The following is a 16362-nucleotide window of genomic DNA, read 5'->3' on the forward strand; positions in this document are numbered from 1 at the left end:
CAGCGTCAAGGCCGCATCGTGACGCCGCCACCTTTCAGCTACTGCGTACTGCCGTCGTCGAGTCCGGCGATGACTCTGACGTCCGCTTCGGACATGTCCAGGATCCCTGCGATCAGACGAACCTGCAGCAGATTCGGGTTGTCCCCGCAGCGGAGCATGTGGATGGTGGACATCGACAGTCCGGCGGCCCTGGCCATCTCCCTGACCGGAATCCCGCGCAGGTCCATCAAGCCGGTGAGCATCCGTCCGAACGGATGCGGCTCCGACCGCCCGGCAGGGGCAACGGCCGGGCCGATGACAACGTCACCGATCTTGACCTGGAAGCGGATCAGCCGGTCGCCCGTGAACCCGACTTTCGCGACGAACGGCAGGCTCTCACCGCTGCCGGAGGCGACCGCTCCCGGGATGGACACCTCGGTGAACCTTACGGCGGGATCGCAGCGGTGATCCCCGGTCTCTGCGGGAAGTCCCGGCTGGACGCGGTCGACTTTCCAGTCGCGGTTCCACCACGGAAGGTCCTGCAGCACCTCGTTGAAGAAGGGCGGCAGGACGCTCATGTCCACTGGGTCCGGAGGATTCTTCTGGCCTACCCATATGACACCGGGCCAGTACCTCAGTGCCGCGATCAGGTCCGCCGTCAGCGCGCGGTTGGCAGTCTCCACGACCACACTCTCCCCCAGTCGACGGAGCAGTCTCCCATGACCAGGCAAACGTTGTCTGATGCGGCACTAGTCCTAAATGGGCGCCGCCGGTACTCGTACGCAGCATCTCGCACCTGACACGACGGCCTTCCGCGAGGACCCGCTCGTACGCATTCAGTTCTCGCCCCTCACCGTCCTGCTCCTGCGAACCTAGCGCCATAAGTCCCCCTCGTACGGGCCCGGACCAGGCCCCCATCCCCACAGACGCTCAACCTTGCCGGACCGTTGCCTACCACGCACGAGCTCGTTAGGGCGCCGGCGCCGTGCCCGTCGCGTTCGGCGTCGCGGCTGGCGCGAGGCGGACGGTACGGTGAGCCCCACCGCCGAGCAACGACCCGCGGCGCGTCCGCCGGCCTGGATGGCCGGCGCCGCTACCTCGTCGCGGCCATCGCGCTGCTGCTCGGCGAGCCGGATGGGGTGGCGGCAGGAGGCGCAGAGGCCGAGCCGGTCGGTGAGGCAGGTCGCGGGTGGCGAAGTGCGTCTGGTGGGTGTGGTGCTCACGCTCCTTCGTGTGAGCGGCGGGGGGTACCGGCTGAACCACTACCTTCAGGCCCGGGTCTCCTTCGAGGAATCCATCGTCTTTCCCGTCACGTCGGGCAAGGAAGTGACGAGCAGCTGACCCTGGGACTGCCTACCAGTGCAACATGACACTGCCGTCGGCGTTGATCTCCTCGCGCACCGTCTCGACGTGATGCTTCCACGCAGGTATCTCTGCTTCGGCAGTCGCGCGGAGCCAGTCGGTGAAGGACGCGTAACTGCGGAGGGGAACGTTTGCGTGCACGCCTTCGGAGTATGACCAGACCTCGGGATCAGGTCCGGTGCCTCGCATGAACTCGAACTGATAGCCCTGGTGCATGGAGAAGACGCGGTCGGTGGGCTCGAAGTGGAAGGGCGATTCGTTCTCTTCGAGGAGCTCGCGGGCAGCAGTCCCCAGGCCAAGAACGCGGGGGTGGTAGACGTCTTCCCCCTGCATGAAGCGCCCGGCGCCACCGCCGATCAGGGAAAGGAACTCTCGGTAGGCCTCCGCCATCGGAGCCTGTTGATCGCGCTCAACAGCCAGGACGACCTCGGCCGGCAGGCCCTGAAGCTGCTCGGGCCGGGCTGTGGTGCCGTCGGTGATCGCGTCGACCACAGCCTGGACCCGCTGCTTCGGCGTCAGCAGGCCAGGCTCGCTTGATGACGCTGGCCACTGCTCTGTCGATGATGGAACCGCTGGGTTCTCGTCTCGGCGTCGCTTCCACCACATCTGGCACCCCGCCCTCTCTGTGATCGAGAGCTTACGTGTGCTCCGATCCGGCCCCGTTTCCGAGAACGGCACTGGCGCTGATGCCACCCTCGGCTTGACGTCTTAACTGCATCAGGTGTCTTCAGCGACTATGTCCTGCGCCGACGCAAGCGAGAAGCATCTCCGCGAAGGCGGAGCCGCGGGCGCCCGCCGCCCCCGCCGCCGAGGAGGCGCCGGTGGCGCGGTGGTGGACCTGATGGCGGCGCTGGAGGCGTCCGTCGCGAAGGCGCGGGAGTCCCGCGGCGAGGACGCCGGGCCTGGCACGGTGCACGAGACGCCGAAGCCGAAGAAGGCCCCCGCGAAGGAGACAGCGGCCCCGACGCGCCGCGGGGTGTCCGCTTGGATCACGGGGCTGTGGGGTGCTTAGGGTTGCGGCCCTGCGCGTTCTCGAAGCTGCGCGGCATCCCGGCGGTGCCACGTGTCTGCTGTGGGCGCCGGGGCTCAAGAGATGATCGAGTGCGCGACTGCAGCCAGCGGAATGGCGGTGAACAGGACGCCGACGATCATCGCGATCGGCTGGAAGCGTTCGATGTCCTCGTCGCTCTCTCCTGGCCTGGAGACCATGTGTCGCCGAATGCCCTTGAAGTCGACGAGAAAGGCCACGCCAACCGCCGCGACCAGCAGGAACACAACCGGTCCGAGCATCTCCATCCCCGACCCCTCTCATTCAGGAACGTCATCCTGCCTCCCGGCGATGCCCATGGGCGATGCCGAAGGCCGGCAACGATGATGACCGTTCCCTGCCGGGGCAACCTGCGCGCCGCCATGCCCTCCCTGGCCACCGGCCACTGGCTGGTGCTGCGCGCCTGCACGGCCGGCACACCCGAGCCACTCACCCGAGCGAAATCACCCGGCGCCAGGGCAGTTTGTACGCGCCGCCGCAGGTCCGGCACTGCGCGAAGCACAGGGCGGCGCCCGCCCCGAGGGTGCTGCTGGGGCGGGCCGGGAACTCCCGGCCTTCGATCCTGGCGACCAGATCCGGCGCCTGGCAGGCGCAGAAGTCCAGCCGGACCACCTCTGTCCGCTGGTCCTTGGGACGCTTCGGCGCTCCGTAGGCGTACCGGCTGAAGTGCTTGAGGGCGAGCTCGTCGCCGAAGAGCAGCAACATGCTGGCCAGCAGCAGGTAGGCATGCCCCCGCAGCAGACGCCGCGCCGGGTTGAACACGGCGACGGGCACGCCTTCGCCGTCGACCAGCGGGATGCCGCCAGCCCAGCAGGGATCGGCCACGCGCCAGCCCACCGTCGCGTTCAGCCCGTGTTCCCGGCTCAGGTAGGCGATGGCCCGCCGCACGCCGCGCTCCCGCCCTGCCTTCTCCCGCAGTTTCTCGGTCGCCGGAGTGTCCGCGGTGGCTTCCTCGGCCTTGACCGCCTTGCGCAGGGCCTGGGCACGGCAGGCCGCATTGCCCTCGCGGGCCACGGCCTTGCAGGCGTCGAGCCGGCGCATTGTGATCGCGGCCTGTGCCTCGTAGGAGCCGCCGGCGTTCCTCCTCGGCGATGCGGGCTTCCTCGGGCGCGATGTACTTCTACGACGGGCCGAAGTCGGTCACCAAGGCGCTGGACCAGCTGCTCGGGTACACGGACAACGGCGGCCGCCGGACGTCTCTGCTGATCTTCTACCGGGAGAAGGACCCGGACGCCCGGATCGTCGACACCATCGCTGCGATCCGGGCCCACCCGCACTGCGAGTCCTTCGACTCCAGTCACGCTGACGAAGACCGGCAGTGGGGGTTCGTCGTCCGGGGCAGTGGGGACCCGGGCAGGGCTCCCCGCGCCGAGGTGGCGTTCATCCCTTTCGTCATCGCCTGAACACGCCCGTGGGAGGCGTACAGCCGGGCGGCGAGCAGTTCGGCCAGGAGCATGAAGACGGTCACGGCGCCGGCGACAGGCACCTCTTCGTCGGCGTGGTCGAGGGTTCTGCGGCAGCGTCTTGAACCGGACGGCGAGGCCGGAGTCCCACCGGAACCCGGCGACGGGGGCGGTGGCCAGCCCGGCGAGCCAGCGGTTCGTTCCCGCACTGGGGGCGCTGCGCAGGCCAGCCGCAAGCCGAGCGCAGGAAGGCCAGGCAGAGCGCGGTTACTCAGGTTGAACTCGCGATGTCGGTGGTCAGGGTAGGTGACCTGTGTCGCACGCGGTCGTCCTGGCCGCTGTACCTCGGCCGGTAGCCATGAAGTGCGATGGCCCGCTGCCCCGTCGATGCAGGCTCGCCCTGAAGACGGAGCACGGTTCTGTCCTGTGACTCCGTGGTGGTTGGGCGGGTCAGTTCTGTTCGGTACTGCGCAGTGCGATTGCGATGTGGTTGTACCCGGGAATCGGTGATCCGACTGCCTTCTCGTAGCGGACCGCGTCCGCCAGTCCGAGTTTCTCGCCGGTCGGCAGAGTCCGGTTCGACGTCAGGAGGAGCACTCTCAACTGCTCGTTCTTGATACCGAGCAGCGGAGCTACGGGTTGGAGCGGTACCCCGCTACCGGCTCGCCAGTTAGCCACCGCGCTCCAGAACTCGGTCAGGCTGTCCCAGCAGACCGCGCCTCGATGACGACCTGCCTGGCGGAGGCTGAGCCGGCCGCGCCCCCTCACTGTGTCCGCGAATCACGGACACAGTGAGGATGCAGGTCGGCGCCGGTTGGACCTGTTGGGGTCAATGGGTCCGGTCCGCGGCCGGGACGTCGGTTCCGTGGCGGGCGGCGAGCAGCTCGTCCAGGAGCGCGAGGACCTCGGCGCGGGCGTCGGCGGCCGGAGTGCCGGCGGCGGGCAGCTCGCCGTCGACGGGGTCGAGGACTCGGCGCCGGCAATGCGAGGGGCGTGGTGCCAATGCTGTTGCAGTGTTCTGCGGGTCGGTTGTGCGACTGTCCGGTATCGGCCGCGCAGGCCCGGCCTCTCTTCGTCGCTCAGGCCAGGCCTCGACCCCCTACCTGCAGTTCCCGCCCCGGACGCTGTCCCGCCGGGGCTGGGCCTTTCCCCCCCCCCCGCCGGACCGAGTCGGGCCGGCGACTGCTGCGCTCCCGTTGACGCCGAGCCGCCTCGTGATCAGTCCCCGTCCTCCATGCCGCGAACTCCGATCCGCTGGCGGGCGAAGAGGACCAGGTAGGGGAGGAACGCCTGGCTTGCGGCGTCGCCACCTCCCGTTGCGCTCTCTCGTCCTTGAGTCAGTTGCGCTGGCTGACTCCCGGCGGGCGCTCGCTCTCCACCGGACCTCATCTGCGGACTGCTCGGCTGGGGTGCTCACGAAGTGCATGGTGCCGCTCCTGGGGCGCAGCGGGCCTGAGGGCGCCGGCGGGTCCGGCGGGACCTCCGGGTGCGCCACCGATACAGCCGGGGCGTGATGTTGGTTGGCCTGGCTTCGTTGGCGCTCGTGCCGACGGTCTCTCGTAACTTTGCAACGCCAACTAATGCGGTGCCGCCGGGGCAGAGCCCCGCGCCGTGCGCTCGGAACAGGGCGGGGCTCTACACCGTGCGTCGTCCGTTGGTCAGTGTGATGCGGTGAGGGGCAGTCCGGCCTGGATCAGGGTGGAGGCGAACTGGTCCGGGTTGGTGAACGGGTGGGCGGTGAGTCCGATGCTGGAGGCTGCGGTGACGAAGGTGGGCTCGTCGTCGAAGTAGACCATCGTGTCGGGGGTGTGGCCCATTTGTTGCACGGCGAGCTTGAAGGCGTGGGGGGAGGGCTTGTCGACGCCGAGGTCGGCGGAGGGGAAGACGTGGTCGAACGTGATGCCGTGGTGGCGGAGGTCGTCGTGGAGGGCATCGGTGCTGTTGGACAGGACGCCTATGGGGATGTGGGTGCGGATCTCGGCGAGGAGCGTGACCATGTCGAGGGAGGGGGTACCGCGGTCGTTGCGCCAGTGGGGCAGGTGTTCGCGGACATGCGGGCCGAAGTCCTTGGCCAGGCGGTTGGCGACATCGTCGGCCCATTGCTGGTCGGTGAGGAGGCCGACGCGGGCGAGGCGGTAGGTGGGGTGGTCGTAGGCGTAGCGGGCGATGGTGCCGTCGGGCAGCCCGGCGAGGTTCTCGGTCTTGCGAGCCCCGGAGTTGTGCCAGTGGCGGAAAAGGCCGTTCATGTCGACGAGCAGGGCGGTGATGAGGGCCATGGGGTGGGCTCCTTGGGGTGTTTGGCGTTCAGCGGGTGGTGGTGAGGTCGTAGGTGTCGAGGTAGGCGTCGGCGGTGCGGGACCAGGAGTAGGTGGAGGTGATGTGGTTGCGCGCGCGGTCGGCGATTCGGGCGTGGGCGGCCGGGGACCTTGTCGTCCGCAGGGCGGTCTGCAGTACGTGAGCGAGGTCGGCGGGGTCGTCCGGGGCGGCGAGCCAGCCGGTGGCCTGCGGGCCGTCGGCGAGGATGGTGCGGGCGGGGCCGCCGGCGAGGATGGTGCGGGCGGGGCCGCCGGTGCGGGTGGCGATGGGGGGCGTTCCGCAGGCCATGGCCTCGAGGTAGACCATGCCGAACGGTTCGTCGACGGCGGGGGCGACCATGAGGTCGGCGGTGTTGAGGCCGAGGGGGAGTTCGTCGTGGCCGCGCCAGCCGATGAAGTGCACGTCATCGTCGATTCCGAGCCGACGGGCGATGTCGGCGGGGTGCTCGCCCTCGCACTCGCCGGGGTAGCCGCCCCACATCAGCAGCACGGGCGCCTGCTTGCTGCGGGCGCGCAGGAGAGCGAACGCCTCCAGGAGGACCGGCACCCGCTTGAAGTCGAGGAACCGGCCCACCCACAGCAGGAGGGGACGCAGGGTGCCGTCGGCGTTGTGCAGGTGGTGCAGGTCTGTGTCGGTGTAGCGGATGCTGCCCGCTGCGCCGCCGGGGCCCCAGCCCTGGGCGTCGGTGACGAGCCAGCGCCGCAGGTAGCTCGCCCGCTGGGCGTCGGTCAGGGGGCGGGGAGCGAACAGCCGGGTGTCGACGCCGTTGCCAATGACGGACGGGTCCTCGGGCAGGTGAAGAAGCTGGCGTGCGAGGGCCTGGTCGTGGTGGGAGACGGTGACGATCGGCCCCGCCAGCGCGGCGGCCTGGCGGAAGAGGGCGGCCCAGTGCTCGGCATGGGTCCACTTCTCCCAGTGTGTGGTGAGCAGGAGCTCGTGGGCGGTCTCGTCGAGCCCGGCGCTCTGGGCGATCCGGTCGGCGTGCGTCTGCCGGTCGTGGCCCTTGGAGTGCAGGCGACGGGCGAGTTCGGCCAAGGGCAGTCCGGCCTGTTCGGCGAGGGAGACGCGCTGCTCTATGGCCTGGAGGTGCTTGAGCTCGGTGCCGTGGAGAGTGGTGACGCGCGGGACGCTGGGGAAGGCGGCGTGGGCGGCGAGCTGGAGGTGGCTGAGGTGGTGGAGGTGGAGGACGGCGGGGGAGGTGCTGCGCTGAGCGGTGAGGTGCGCCTTCCAGGCGCTGGTGAGCCGGCGGGCCGCGGCGGGCGGCACGGCGCTGTAGAGGGGATCGGGGCAGTGCCCGCGGTCCTCGTAGGAGGGGTGGTGCGGTCGGGCGCCCGCCTGGGGGTCGCGGCCAGCCAGGAACGCGGTGTGGGCGGCCTGGTGGTCGTAGGAGCGCAGGTCGAGGCCGGCGTAGAACGTGGGCGCGTGCGACGGGTCGCCCGGCGTGCCCCGGGATCCGGCGTGCACGCGGGTGGTGATGCTGCGGGTCTCGAAGTCGCGGTGCAGGTAGCGCACAACCTGCGCGCTGCCTCCGCGCGGCCAGAACTGAATGGCGGTTTCCACGGACGTGGGCATGACGAACCTCCCGGAAGAGGGCTGGTGGGATGGCGTTGGTGGTTCAGGCGGGGTCGACGACGAGGGGCTGGGCTCCGGAGAGGCGTCCGGGCCAGAGCCTTTCGCATGGAGCGTCGGGCGCCCGCACGGTGACGCCGAGGACCTGAGCGAGGTTGTGCCGGTCGGTGAGCGGGGCCGGGGAGGCGAGAATCACGGTGCGGGTGCGGTGCCGGTAGGTGAACGCGGTGTCCGGGTGGCCCAGTCGGTCGAGGTGGGCGCGGATCACGTGATGGGTGAGAGGCGGTCCGGCGGCCCCCTGGAACTGGCAGCGTTGACGCTGCGGAGCGGGGCACTGGTTGCTGACGCAGGTGGGTGTGTGCAGGACACCCGCGTGCTCGGGGCGGCCGAGGATGTACGCGAGGGCGCAGCTGTTGGTCTGGAAGACAGGGTGCTCGGCGAAGCGCTGGGGCAGGTTGCTCAGCCAGGCCCAGGTCGAGCGGGGCCACACGGAATCGGCGGTCTCAGGAGACAAGTGTGGGTCGGCGAGCGCCGGCCACAGGCGGGTGATCTGCCCGCGCGCGGAAGGTTTGACCTTGGTGCCGACGACGACGGTGCACCGGGTGTAGGGCGAGGTGTGGTCCAGGAGGCGCGACAGGAGGTCGGGGTCGGAGTTGGCCGGGAGCGCGGGCCTGAGGTAATGGACCGTCGGGATGGCCTCGGTGTGCAGCCGGTGGAAGGTCTCGAGGAGCGCGGTGTGGTCGATGCCGGGCTCGTGGTCGGGCCGGAGGCCGGAGTAGCTGACGTACGCGATGACTGTCAGCCCCTGGGCCCGTGCGCGGCCGACGGCGGCCAGGACGTCGTCGGTGAAGGGGAACTTGGTGACGAGGCAGACCGGGTTGCGCACCTCTGCGGCGGCCAGGGCCTGCAGCAGGTCGATGAGATGAGTCCGTGTCTCGGGCGTAGCGAGGGCGTCGGTGCTGGTGTACAGGGCGAGGGTGAGGTGCGGTGCGTAGTACCGGTGGCCGAGGAGATGGTTCACGGCCTGGGCCGGGGTGGCGAGCGTGGTGGGGGTGCGGGAGGTGAGTCCGAGGCCTTCCAGGGTGCAGTAGGAGCAGGCCGCGGGGCAGCCCTGGACGGGGTTGAGGGTGAGCCAGGTGTCGTGCTGGTCGACGACGGGCTGGTAGGCGGCAGTCAGTGTGGCGCTCCCTGTTTCGGCCTGCCGCGCTGGGGCCGGCGGGCCGAAACAGGGGCGGCCGGCTCAGCGGGTGGATTCGGTGGATTCGGTGGTGTCGTGTTGGGTGACGAAGCTGCGCAGCAGCGGTCCGTACTCGGGATGGGTGAGGGCGGAGGCGAGCTGGGCGACGAGGTAGTCGCCGGGGTTTCCGGTGTCGTACCAACGGCCTTGGATGACCTGGCCGTAGACGGCGCGGCGGGCGGCGTAGGCGTTGATGGCGTCGGTGAGGTACACCTCGCCGGTCTTGTGCTCGTGCCAGCGGGCGGTCTGCTCGCGCAGTTCGTCGATGATGCCGGGGGTGATGACGTAGCCGCCGATGGCCGCGAACTGGCTGGGGGCGTCCTTGGGTTTCGGCTTCTCCACCAGGCCGTTGATCCGCATCAGGCCGTGGCCGAGGTCCTCCTGGATGAGGGGGACGCCGTAGCGCTGGGAGTCCTCGGCGGCCACGGGCATGAGCGCGAGGACGGGGCAGCCGGTCTTCTCGTAGGCGGAGATGAGCTGCTGGGCCCGTGGCACGTGGGCGACGAAGACGTCGTCGGGCCACAGGACGAGCATCGGTTCGTCGCCGACGTTGCGGGCCGCGTTCAGGACCGGGGTGCCGTTGCCGTAGGGGCCGTGTTGGTCGAGGTAGGTGATGTGGCCCTGGCGGGCGAGTTCAGCGACCTCCTGGACGGCGTCGGCGTAGTCGGTCTTGCCGTCCATGCGAAGCTGTTCGACGAGGCTGGGGTTGGGGCGGAAGTGTTCCTGGATGAGGTTCTTGCCGCCCGACACGACGATGGTGATGTCGGTGATGCCGGATGCCACGAGCTCGCGCACAGTGTGCTCGATGACCGGCTTGTCTCCGACAGGGAGCATCTCCTTGGGGATTGCCTTGGTCAGGGGCAGGAGGCGGGAGCCGAGGCCGGCGGCGGGGATCACCGCGCGGCGGATGGTCGAGGGCATCGTGTCTCTCTCGGTTGGACGGGGCGCCGTACCGTCCGGCACGGCACGGCTCGACGCTACCAACGGCGAGCGGGCCATAGCGGACGGTAGTCAAGGCGGGCGCCTATCAGCTCGTCAGCTGCACAGGAAGGAACCCGTGAACTTCGTGACGGCGAAGTCCCGTGCTTCTCGATCGCCGAGACGACCTGGGCGCGGACCTTTGCGCGCAGCTCGGTGAAGAAGTCCTCGTCGAGGCGCTCGTCGGGTTCCGAGGAGGCGCAGCAGTGGTTGTGGCCGACGCGGTAGAACTCCATGAACGGTTCGGGTTCGGTGAAGCGGAGCTGGTCCTGCCAGGTGACGGTCTCGACGGTGTCGAAGTGGCCGGCGAGCTGGGGCCGGCCGTTGTCGAGGGAGAGCCGGCCCTTGGGCGTGGCCCGGTGCAGGTCGGCGGGGGCGCCCATGGCGGTCAGGGCGGTGAAGTGGACCTCGTACATCTCCAGCATGCTGTCGGGCCGGTCGGTGGTGAGCTGGAAGATGCCGCCGGGCCGCATGACGCGTCGGACCTCGCGGAAGCAGGCGCCGAGGTCGGGCACGTAGTGGATCATGTAGTTCGCCATGACGCGGTCGAAGGAGTCGTCGCGGAGCATCGACAGATCGTCCGCGCTGCCCTCGATCCAGGTGCACGGGGTGGCGGTGCCCCGCATTCGCTGGCGGGCGGCGTCCAGGACGGCGGGGGCGTTGTCGAGGCCGGTGATGCTGCCGCCGGCGAGCGAGGGCCGCAGGTGCTCCAGGACGAACGCGTTGCCGCAGCCCAGGTCGAGGAGGTCCTCGCTGCCCGTCAGCTGAAGGTTGTCGCGCATGTGGTCGACCATGGAGAGCGGATTGGTGCGGAAGCGGTTGTGGACCAGCTGCTTGATGTCGAGCATCGCCGTGTCCTTGAAGAACCGGTCGCGCGCGGTCTCGGCGCTGAACTCGAAGTGCTCGGCGGGGATGATCTGCGCGGCGAGCCGGTCGAGCTCGGCCGTGCGGAAGTCGGGGCCGGTGGTCATGAGGTTCCTCCCAGGTGGTTGGCGGTGGTCCATTTCGTGCCGATGTACTTGTGGGGCAGCAGCTCGTCGACCGCGACGAGCAGGGCGGTGTCCGGGGCGGAGGCGATGACGGCCCGCCCGCCGGTGAGGTGGTCGGCCAGGAGCTCCCGGCACACTCCGCACGGCGGGACGATGCGGGGCAGCTTGGCCGGTCGATGGCGGCGCGGCCCGCGGCGGGACCGGATCGGCGGGATGCCCCGCACCAAGGGCTCCGAGCGCCGGGACGGCGAGGAAGATCCTGAAGGACGCCGGGCTCCAGACCCCAGTGAAGTTCACCTTCGACTTCCGCAAGGACGCCGTCTACGCCGCCGAGACCAAGGAGATCAAGCGGCGGCTGGAGGAGACCGGTCTCTTCGAGGTGAAGACCGCCGAGGGGAAGCGGACCGACTTCCACAAGGCGTACGTGAACCGCGCCTACGACGTCTACGCCGTCGGCTGGCTCCCCGACTTCCCGGACTCCGACAGCTTCACCGCGCCGCTCGGAGGCACTGGCTTTATCGAGCAGTTGTGAAGTCGCTTGTCGATGGGTTTGGGAGGCGCTCTGTTCCACGGATGGGTGATGTCGACGAGTTTGGGAGGCACTGGGGTTCTTGCCGGGGCAGCATCGGGATGCTCCTGGTGAAAGGTGCTGGTCATGCCGCGGATGTCGAAGGTCGAGCTGTACGCGGCGAGCCGGCGTGACCACCGTGGCGGCGCGATCGCCTCGAACGAGTCGTTCGGCGGTGAAGTAGGCCGCCGACGAGGTGCCCCCGGCTGGTGTCCTTTTCCGACGGCCCCTTCCCGAACGGTACGGGCGCCTTTCAACGCATACCGCTCTCCAGTGACGTCATCTCCGGGTTGAGACTGTGGCCCGTCCTGTGTGGATTTCCCAATGGCAGTCGTGGCAGACCACAAGGGTCTTGCGCCGACGCTGCGCCATGAGCCTTACCCAGGGAGAGGGTTCGGGCCGACCGGGTCGATTGAGATCTGCCATTTTGCGGATGTGGTGAACTTGCAGACCATTCCGCGACTCGCACATATCGCACTGCCCCGCCAGGAGCCGGTGGATCCGCTCATTGCTGCCGGTGTATCTCGTTTACGGAGCCTTATCGGCCAGGTCAGCAAAGCGTTGTCGCTTCAGCGGAATCCCGCCGAAACGAGCGACCAGCGGCTTCCTTCCGTCACTACGCTTGACTATGACCTGCATACACGTCCGTGGTCCGTCGGGCGTTTGGATGGTCGCCTTGTGTCGGCGAGCCATCCGAGTGACGGTGGACTGATGCTTCCTGGCCAGAGTCTTGAGCATGGAGCTTTCCATGACCCAGTGCAGAAGGCCCAGACGCCCAACGTCTTGGGCCAGAAGGTAGTACTGGACGACTCCCCGGTACTCCGCTTGGTACTTCGCCACGATCGAGTAGTCCTGATCGTGTATCAGAGCCCCGCGGAACGCCGGTTTTCCCTTCTTCATGTACAATGCGCACCGTTTCCGGATCGCATCCCGTGGCACGTATAGGCCAATGCAGCCGTTGACCGCTCGACGCCCGCGAGTGATCTTCGTGTCGGCAAGCTGGGTCCGCAGCTCGTATCCGAGGAAGCGTGCCGCCTGGCTGGCGGCGTGCGTGATCAGAGTCTTGGATTCTGAGAGTTCCAGCCTGAGTTCGTCACGCAGGAACTCCTTCATCCGTTCTTTGATCTCCTGGGCTTCTCGCTTTGGCCCTGCGAAACCGAGCAGCCAGTCGTCGGCATACCGGATGTACCGCAGTCGTCGGTAGTCCGGATCATCGGGATCGGAACTGGGGAGGCGTCGCAGCTGCTGCCGAAGCGCATGTACTGCGGCCTTGTCCCCGCGTTGACCTGCCCGTTTAATCCTTGCTTCGACGCGCCAGTACTCCCGGCTCCGCCGGCGTAGCCTGCCCCGGTTGTAATCCGGTAACAGGTGCTGTTCAACAAACTGATCCAGCCGGTCCAGGTAGATGTTGGACAGGATCGGCGAAGCCACGCCGCCCTGCGGCGCACCGCTGAGCGTGGCGTTCCACCGCCAGTCCTCCAAATACCCGGCCTTGAGCATTTGGCGGATCAGCCGCAAGAATCGTCCATCATGGATTCTCTCTCCCAGAGTCGCGAGCATTACCTCGTGATCCAGGCTGCCAAAGCAGTCTGAGATGTCTCCTTCGATGAACCAGTGTGTTCCCTTCCAGACCTCCACTACCTCATTGAGTGCGGTGTGGCAGCCCCGGCCGGGACGGAATCCGTGGGAGTGACGTGAAAACTGGACGTCGTAGTACGCCTCCAGTAGGAGACGTACAACCTCGGCGACCAGCTTGTCCGACCACGTAGGCGGTCCGAGCGGACGCTTTCTCCCATTCTTCTTCGGGGTATAGGTCCGCCGCACTGGAGTCCACCGATACGTCTCGGCGCGTAACTTGCCGATAATAGCGTCGATCTTTTCCAGAGACATGCCGTCCACGGTTTCCCCGGTGACCCCAGGCGTCATCGCACCCTTGTTGGCGTAGATGCGACCGTAGGCCATCAGGAACAACTGCGGGTTGAACAATTGCCGATACAATCTTTCCAGCGGTAGGCCTTCCCTGCCGCGTTCCCGGAGGACGTCCAGCACCGTTGCGGCGCTCTGCATTACGCATACCTCCCATCGCCGGACGTCTCAATCACCTATGCCCCTTCGCCCTGCGACCGGCTTTCCCGGTCTCCCTGGCAGGTCGTCACTCATGCGACTACTACGGGCACTCCGTCGCCTTAGGGCTCGCGCCCCTTAGGCGATCCCGTGGTACGTCTTCGTTGTACGTATCGAGCACGACTTAGGCCGCCCACTCATTCCCTTGGCCTCTCTCGCTGAGAGGCGTTCCCTACCATGGAGGTTGCCCCGGCCTCCAACCGTGACCAAGGCATAGCAGGACGTCGAATTTCAGGCGTCGTTTCGACGGGTGTCTCTCGCACCACTGGGAATTGAACTTCAAGCAATCAAGCCTTGGCCATATCGCGCGGGTCTTGCGGCACCCCGCCCTGGACGCCTCCAGACGGGCACCGCTTTCCGAGCATGCTGCTGTCCCCTCACGCTTTCGCGCTCAAGTAAGCCCGGCGACCCAAGAACCTCCCTCCAAGTTCATCCCGACTGCGTCGGGGATACAACGAAGCGCCGCACGGCGCACGCTGGACCAAGACCTTCACCGACCCCAGGCTCTGCGCGGCCATCGTCGACCGGCTCACGTTCAACGGCACCATCATCGAGACCGGCACCGACTCCTACCGACTCGCCAGCACCCGAGCCCGAGCCGAGGGACCAGTCAAGGCCAGCTGACATACGGCCGACTGACCGGCTGCGGGTCCGGCGGATCAGGGCAGGAACGCGTCGCTTGTGCTCTGCGAGCTCTACCATCGTCCACGTCGTTCCGATGGTCAGGGGGGCTTGATGAGGCAGAAACTCGTAGAGCACATGCGAGGCTGGACCGCGCGACGAAAGATCTTGCTCTACCTGATCGCGCAGTCGATTCTGCTCGGGCTGATCATCATGATCGGCCGCGCTTGGAACGCCGATGTCACCTCTCTCGCCTATGTCGGGCCATGGCTCGGCGCCGCTGTTGGCGGACTGATCGGCATCCTCCTCGGATCGCAGAAGCCATCACGATGACCCCCTAGCCTCACAGGTCTCAGTAGCACCGGGCGAACCACACAGCTACATGCTCAGAGCGCGCCTTGCCGGCCAGCCGCCCAGGCAGTGCCGTCACTTCTCGTCGACATTCGCGACTCTGTTGATCACCAACCGACTCCCGAACGCGTCGACAATCGCTGTTGCTAGAGATGAACGAAGCCAGAGGCACCGAGAACATCCTGCACAGCGGGTTCTCCAGCCAGCGCATCGACAGCCTGATCGCCTCGACGCAGCAGTACTGGGACCGCGCGCGGGCGACTGCCGACTTCAAAGCGATCCAGAGCGAGGTGGCGACCGACGTGCCGCTGGTGCCGCTGCGGCAGACGAAGGACCACGTCCTGTCCACGGACTCGGTCGCCGGCTCGAAGTACCTGACCGACGGCAGCGGCATCTGGCGGCTGTGGGAACTGAGCTGGATCTAGGGCCGGATGGGGGGCGGGATTCCGGCCGGGACCAGGGGCCGGATCCCGCGCCTTGACCGGGGTCGGGCGGCGGATGCGCGGGCGGCCCGGTCACCCCCGTGGACCGGGCCGCCCGCGGTGTGCGCCGCGTCCCCGGCCGTGTGACGGACGGGGACGCGGGGCTCCTGGGTGTCGAGGGTCAGGCGGTGCCCTCGGTGGAGCCGGTCTCCTCGAAGGGGCCGCCGGGGACCATGCTGCCGAAGAGGCCGCCGATGAGCTCGTCGACGTCGAGCGCGGTGGCTCCGGCCGGGGCGACGGGCGTGACGCCGGTGCTCGTCCTGAGGCTGAGGCCGAACTTCTTGGCCTTCGCGTTCTCCGTGAGCGCGGCGAGGTCCACGTATACCTCGGTCAGGGCGCCGTTCTTGACGGTGAAGTCGGCCTTGGCCTTGACGTCGGGGACGTCCTTGAGGTCCTTCTCGGTGGGCAGCGCCATGCCCGCGGGAAGGTCCTTGGCCAGCGGGCGGATCCCGGCGAGGAGTTCCTTCAGGAGGGTGCGGGCGGGGGCGGTCGCGGTGATCCGCTCCGCTCCGTCCGCGCCGTCGGCGGTGGTGAACTCGACCTCGCGGGCGATGACCTTGCGGACGGACTCCAGGAGCTTCTGCTGGGTGGCGGCGTCCAGGGTCGGCGCGGCCGACGGGGCGCCGGACGGCTCCGTGCCGGGCTCCTGCGTGAACTCCTGTCCCGCCTTGGCCAGTTCGTCGGTGCGGAACTTCACCCACTGGCCCTCGATGACCTTCTTCAGGCCGGCTGCCTCCGGGGGCAGCTCGTCGGCGGGCGGCAGGGGCGTGCCCATGACCTGTGTGAGGGCCTTGAGGTCGGAGCGGATGTAGGTGAAGTCGCCGACCGCGCGGTACTCGAAGAGGTCGCCGGACGGGGTGCTGACCTTCATGGCGGTGCCGGTGAGGTCCTTCTCGCCGGACTCGGCGAGCGGCTTCTTCGACTCGACGGTGAAGCTGATCTTCGCACCGCTGATCAGCTTCGCGACCTCGTCGGGGATCTCCTCGCCGGGCGCGGGCTTCGAGGAGGCGTCGAGCTCCTTGAGCGTGGCGACGTCCGCGTCCAGGTCCAGCTCGAAGGAGAGCGCCTTCTCCTTGCCCAGCTTCTCGAAGGCCTGGTCGATCCTCTGCCCGGCGGACACCTGCTCCGCCGTGCCACAGGCGGCGGTGCCCGCCAGGACCGCGCCGACGACTGCGGTGGCGGAGAGGGTCTTGCGTATGGCGGTGATGATGAACTCCTCGTGGACGCAGCCGCGGTGTGCGCGCGGCCGGTGCTGACAGTCGGTCACAACGGCGCCGGACGGCGGTCCGTCCGGTGAGGCTCTCCGGCGGCCCGATCGGACGCGCCGTGCCCGCG

Annotated in this window: 17 protein-coding genes and 3 pseudogenes; 7 read left to right on the forward strand and 13 right to left on the reverse strand. The window is 68.3% G+C overall.

Going from position 1 to position 16362, the window contains the following annotated elements; translation table 11 throughout:
- Nucleotides 1-38: 38 nt before the first annotated feature.
- Nucleotides 39-662: an XRE family transcriptional regulator gene (locus AB0Q96_RS36445; RefSeq protein ID WP_365333169.1), complete on the reverse strand. Its 624-nt coding sequence runs from the start codon at nt 660-662 to the stop codon at nt 39-41.
- 349 nt (nt 663-1011) lie between these two features.
- Here AB0Q96_RS36445 and AB0Q96_RS36450 point away from each other — a divergent pair, with 349 nt between their 5' ends.
- On the forward strand, nt 1012-1320 hold the full coding sequence (locus AB0Q96_RS36450; protein ID WP_365333171.1) for a hypothetical protein: 309 nt from the start codon (nt 1012-1014) through the stop codon (nt 1318-1320).
- A gap of 12 nt (nt 1321-1332) precedes the next feature.
- Here AB0Q96_RS36450 and AB0Q96_RS36455 read toward each other — a convergent pair whose 3' ends face one another.
- Nucleotides 1333-1833 (reverse strand): SMI1/KNR4 family protein, encoded by a 501-nt coding sequence (locus AB0Q96_RS36455; protein ID WP_365333173.1) that lies wholly within the window; start codon nt 1831-1833, stop codon nt 1333-1335.
- A 229-nt stretch (nt 1834-2062) separates the two neighbouring features.
- On the opposite strand from AB0Q96_RS36455, the gene AB0Q96_RS36460 reads away from it, so the two are divergent.
- On the forward strand, nt 2063-2353 hold the full coding sequence (locus AB0Q96_RS36460; protein ID WP_365333175.1) for a hypothetical protein: 291 nt from the start codon (nt 2063-2065) through the stop codon (nt 2351-2353).
- A 74-nt stretch (nt 2354-2427) separates the two neighbouring features.
- Here the strand turns inward: AB0Q96_RS36460 and AB0Q96_RS36465 are convergent, their stop codons facing one another.
- Both AB0Q96_RS36465 and AB0Q96_RS36470 read right to left on the reverse strand, forming a co-directional pair.
- The gene (locus AB0Q96_RS36465) at nt 2428-2637 is read right to left on the reverse strand and encodes a hypothetical protein (RefSeq protein WP_365333177.1); all 210 of its coding nucleotides are present in this window, start codon (nt 2635-2637) and stop codon (nt 2428-2430) included.
- Between the two features lie 181 nt (nt 2638-2818).
- Nucleotides 2819-3430 (reverse strand): hypothetical protein, encoded by a 612-nt coding sequence (locus AB0Q96_RS36470; protein WP_365333179.1) that lies wholly within the window; start codon nt 3428-3430, stop codon nt 2819-2821.
- A gap of 50 nt (nt 3431-3480) precedes the next feature.
- Here AB0Q96_RS36470 and AB0Q96_RS36475 point away from each other — a divergent pair, with 50 nt between their 5' ends.
- The gene (locus AB0Q96_RS36475; protein ID WP_365333182.1) at nt 3481-3792 is read left to right on the forward strand and encodes a hypothetical protein; all 312 of its coding nucleotides are present in this window, start codon (nt 3481-3483) and stop codon (nt 3790-3792) included.
- Between the two features lie 829 nt (nt 3793-4621).
- Here the strand turns inward: AB0Q96_RS36475 and AB0Q96_RS36480 are convergent.
- The 7 genes from AB0Q96_RS36480 to AB0Q96_RS36510 all read right to left on the reverse strand — a co-directional run bounded on the left by AB0Q96_RS36480 (nt 4622) and on the right by AB0Q96_RS36510 (nt 11105).
- On the reverse strand, nt 4622-4795 hold the full coding sequence (locus tag AB0Q96_RS36480; RefSeq protein WP_365333184.1) for a hypothetical protein: 174 nt from the start codon (nt 4793-4795) through the stop codon (nt 4622-4624).
- A 655-nt stretch (nt 4796-5450) separates the two neighbouring features.
- Entirely contained in the window at nt 5451-6068 is a 618-nt protein-coding gene (locus tag AB0Q96_RS36485) for an HAD-IA family hydrolase (RefSeq protein WP_365333186.1), read from the reverse strand.
- Nucleotides 6069-6096: 28 nt separating this feature from the next.
- On the reverse strand, nt 6097-7680 hold the full coding sequence (locus tag AB0Q96_RS36490) for a glycosyltransferase (protein WP_365333188.1): 1584 nt from the start codon (nt 7678-7680) through the stop codon (nt 6097-6099).
- A 43-nt stretch (nt 7681-7723) separates the two neighbouring features.
- A complete protein-coding gene (locus AB0Q96_RS36495; RefSeq protein WP_365333190.1) occupies nt 7724-8698 on the reverse strand; it encodes a hypothetical protein in 975 nt (324 codons plus the stop codon).
- Between the two features lie 219 nt (nt 8699-8917).
- Nucleotides 8918-9835, reverse strand: a complete 918-nt coding sequence (locus tag AB0Q96_RS36500) for a UTP--glucose-1-phosphate uridylyltransferase (RefSeq protein WP_365333193.1) — start codon at nt 9833-9835, stop codon at nt 8918-8920.
- A gap of 56 nt (nt 9836-9891) precedes the next feature.
- Nucleotides 9892-10863: a class I SAM-dependent methyltransferase gene (locus AB0Q96_RS36505; RefSeq protein ID WP_365333195.1), complete on the reverse strand. Its 972-nt coding sequence runs from the start codon at nt 10861-10863 to the stop codon at nt 9892-9894.
- Nucleotides 10860-11105, reverse strand: a complete 246-nt coding sequence (locus AB0Q96_RS36510; RefSeq protein ID WP_365333197.1) for a hypothetical protein — start codon at nt 11103-11105, stop codon at nt 10860-10862. The genes AB0Q96_RS36505 and AB0Q96_RS36510 overlap by 4 nt, the downstream gene beginning before the upstream one ends.
- 62 nt (nt 11106-11167) lie before the next feature.
- Here AB0Q96_RS36510 and AB0Q96_RS36515 point away from each other — a divergent pair, with 62 nt between their 5' ends.
- Nucleotides 11168-11413, forward strand: a complete 246-nt coding sequence (locus AB0Q96_RS36515) for a hypothetical protein (protein WP_365333199.1) — start codon at nt 11168-11170, stop codon at nt 11411-11413.
- A gap of 315 nt (nt 11414-11728) precedes the next feature.
- Here AB0Q96_RS36515 and AB0Q96_RS36520 read toward each other — a convergent pair.
- A pseudogene (locus AB0Q96_RS36520) lies at nt 11729-13516 on the reverse strand (reverse transcriptase domain-containing protein).
- Nucleotides 13517-14026: 510 nt separating this feature from the next.
- On the opposite strand from AB0Q96_RS36520, the pseudogene AB0Q96_RS36525 reads away from it, so the two are divergent.
- The 3 genes and pseudogenes from AB0Q96_RS36525 to AB0Q96_RS36535 all read left to right on the forward strand — a co-directional run.
- A pseudogene (locus AB0Q96_RS36525) lies at nt 14027-14197 on the forward strand (ATP-binding protein); the annotation flags it as partial.
- A 111-nt stretch (nt 14198-14308) separates the two neighbouring features.
- On the forward strand, nt 14309-14527 hold the full coding sequence (locus tag AB0Q96_RS36530; protein ID WP_365333200.1) for a hypothetical protein: 219 nt from the start codon (nt 14309-14311) through the stop codon (nt 14525-14527).
- A 185-nt stretch (nt 14528-14712) separates the two neighbouring features.
- Nucleotides 14713-14970 (forward strand): annotated as a pseudogene (locus AB0Q96_RS36535) (peptide-binding protein); the annotation flags it as partial.
- A gap of 178 nt (nt 14971-15148) precedes the next feature.
- Here AB0Q96_RS36535 and AB0Q96_RS36540 read toward each other — a convergent pair.
- Nucleotides 15149-16294 (reverse strand): hypothetical protein, encoded by a 1146-nt coding sequence (locus AB0Q96_RS36540; RefSeq protein ID WP_365333202.1) that lies wholly within the window; start codon nt 16292-16294, stop codon nt 15149-15151.
- Nucleotides 16295-16362: the final 68 nt, after the last annotated feature.

The sequence above is a fragment of the Streptomyces sp. NPDC093111 genome, assembly GCF_040683955.1.
Classification (GTDB): Bacteria; Actinomycetota; Actinomycetes; order Streptomycetales; family Streptomycetaceae; genus Streptomyces.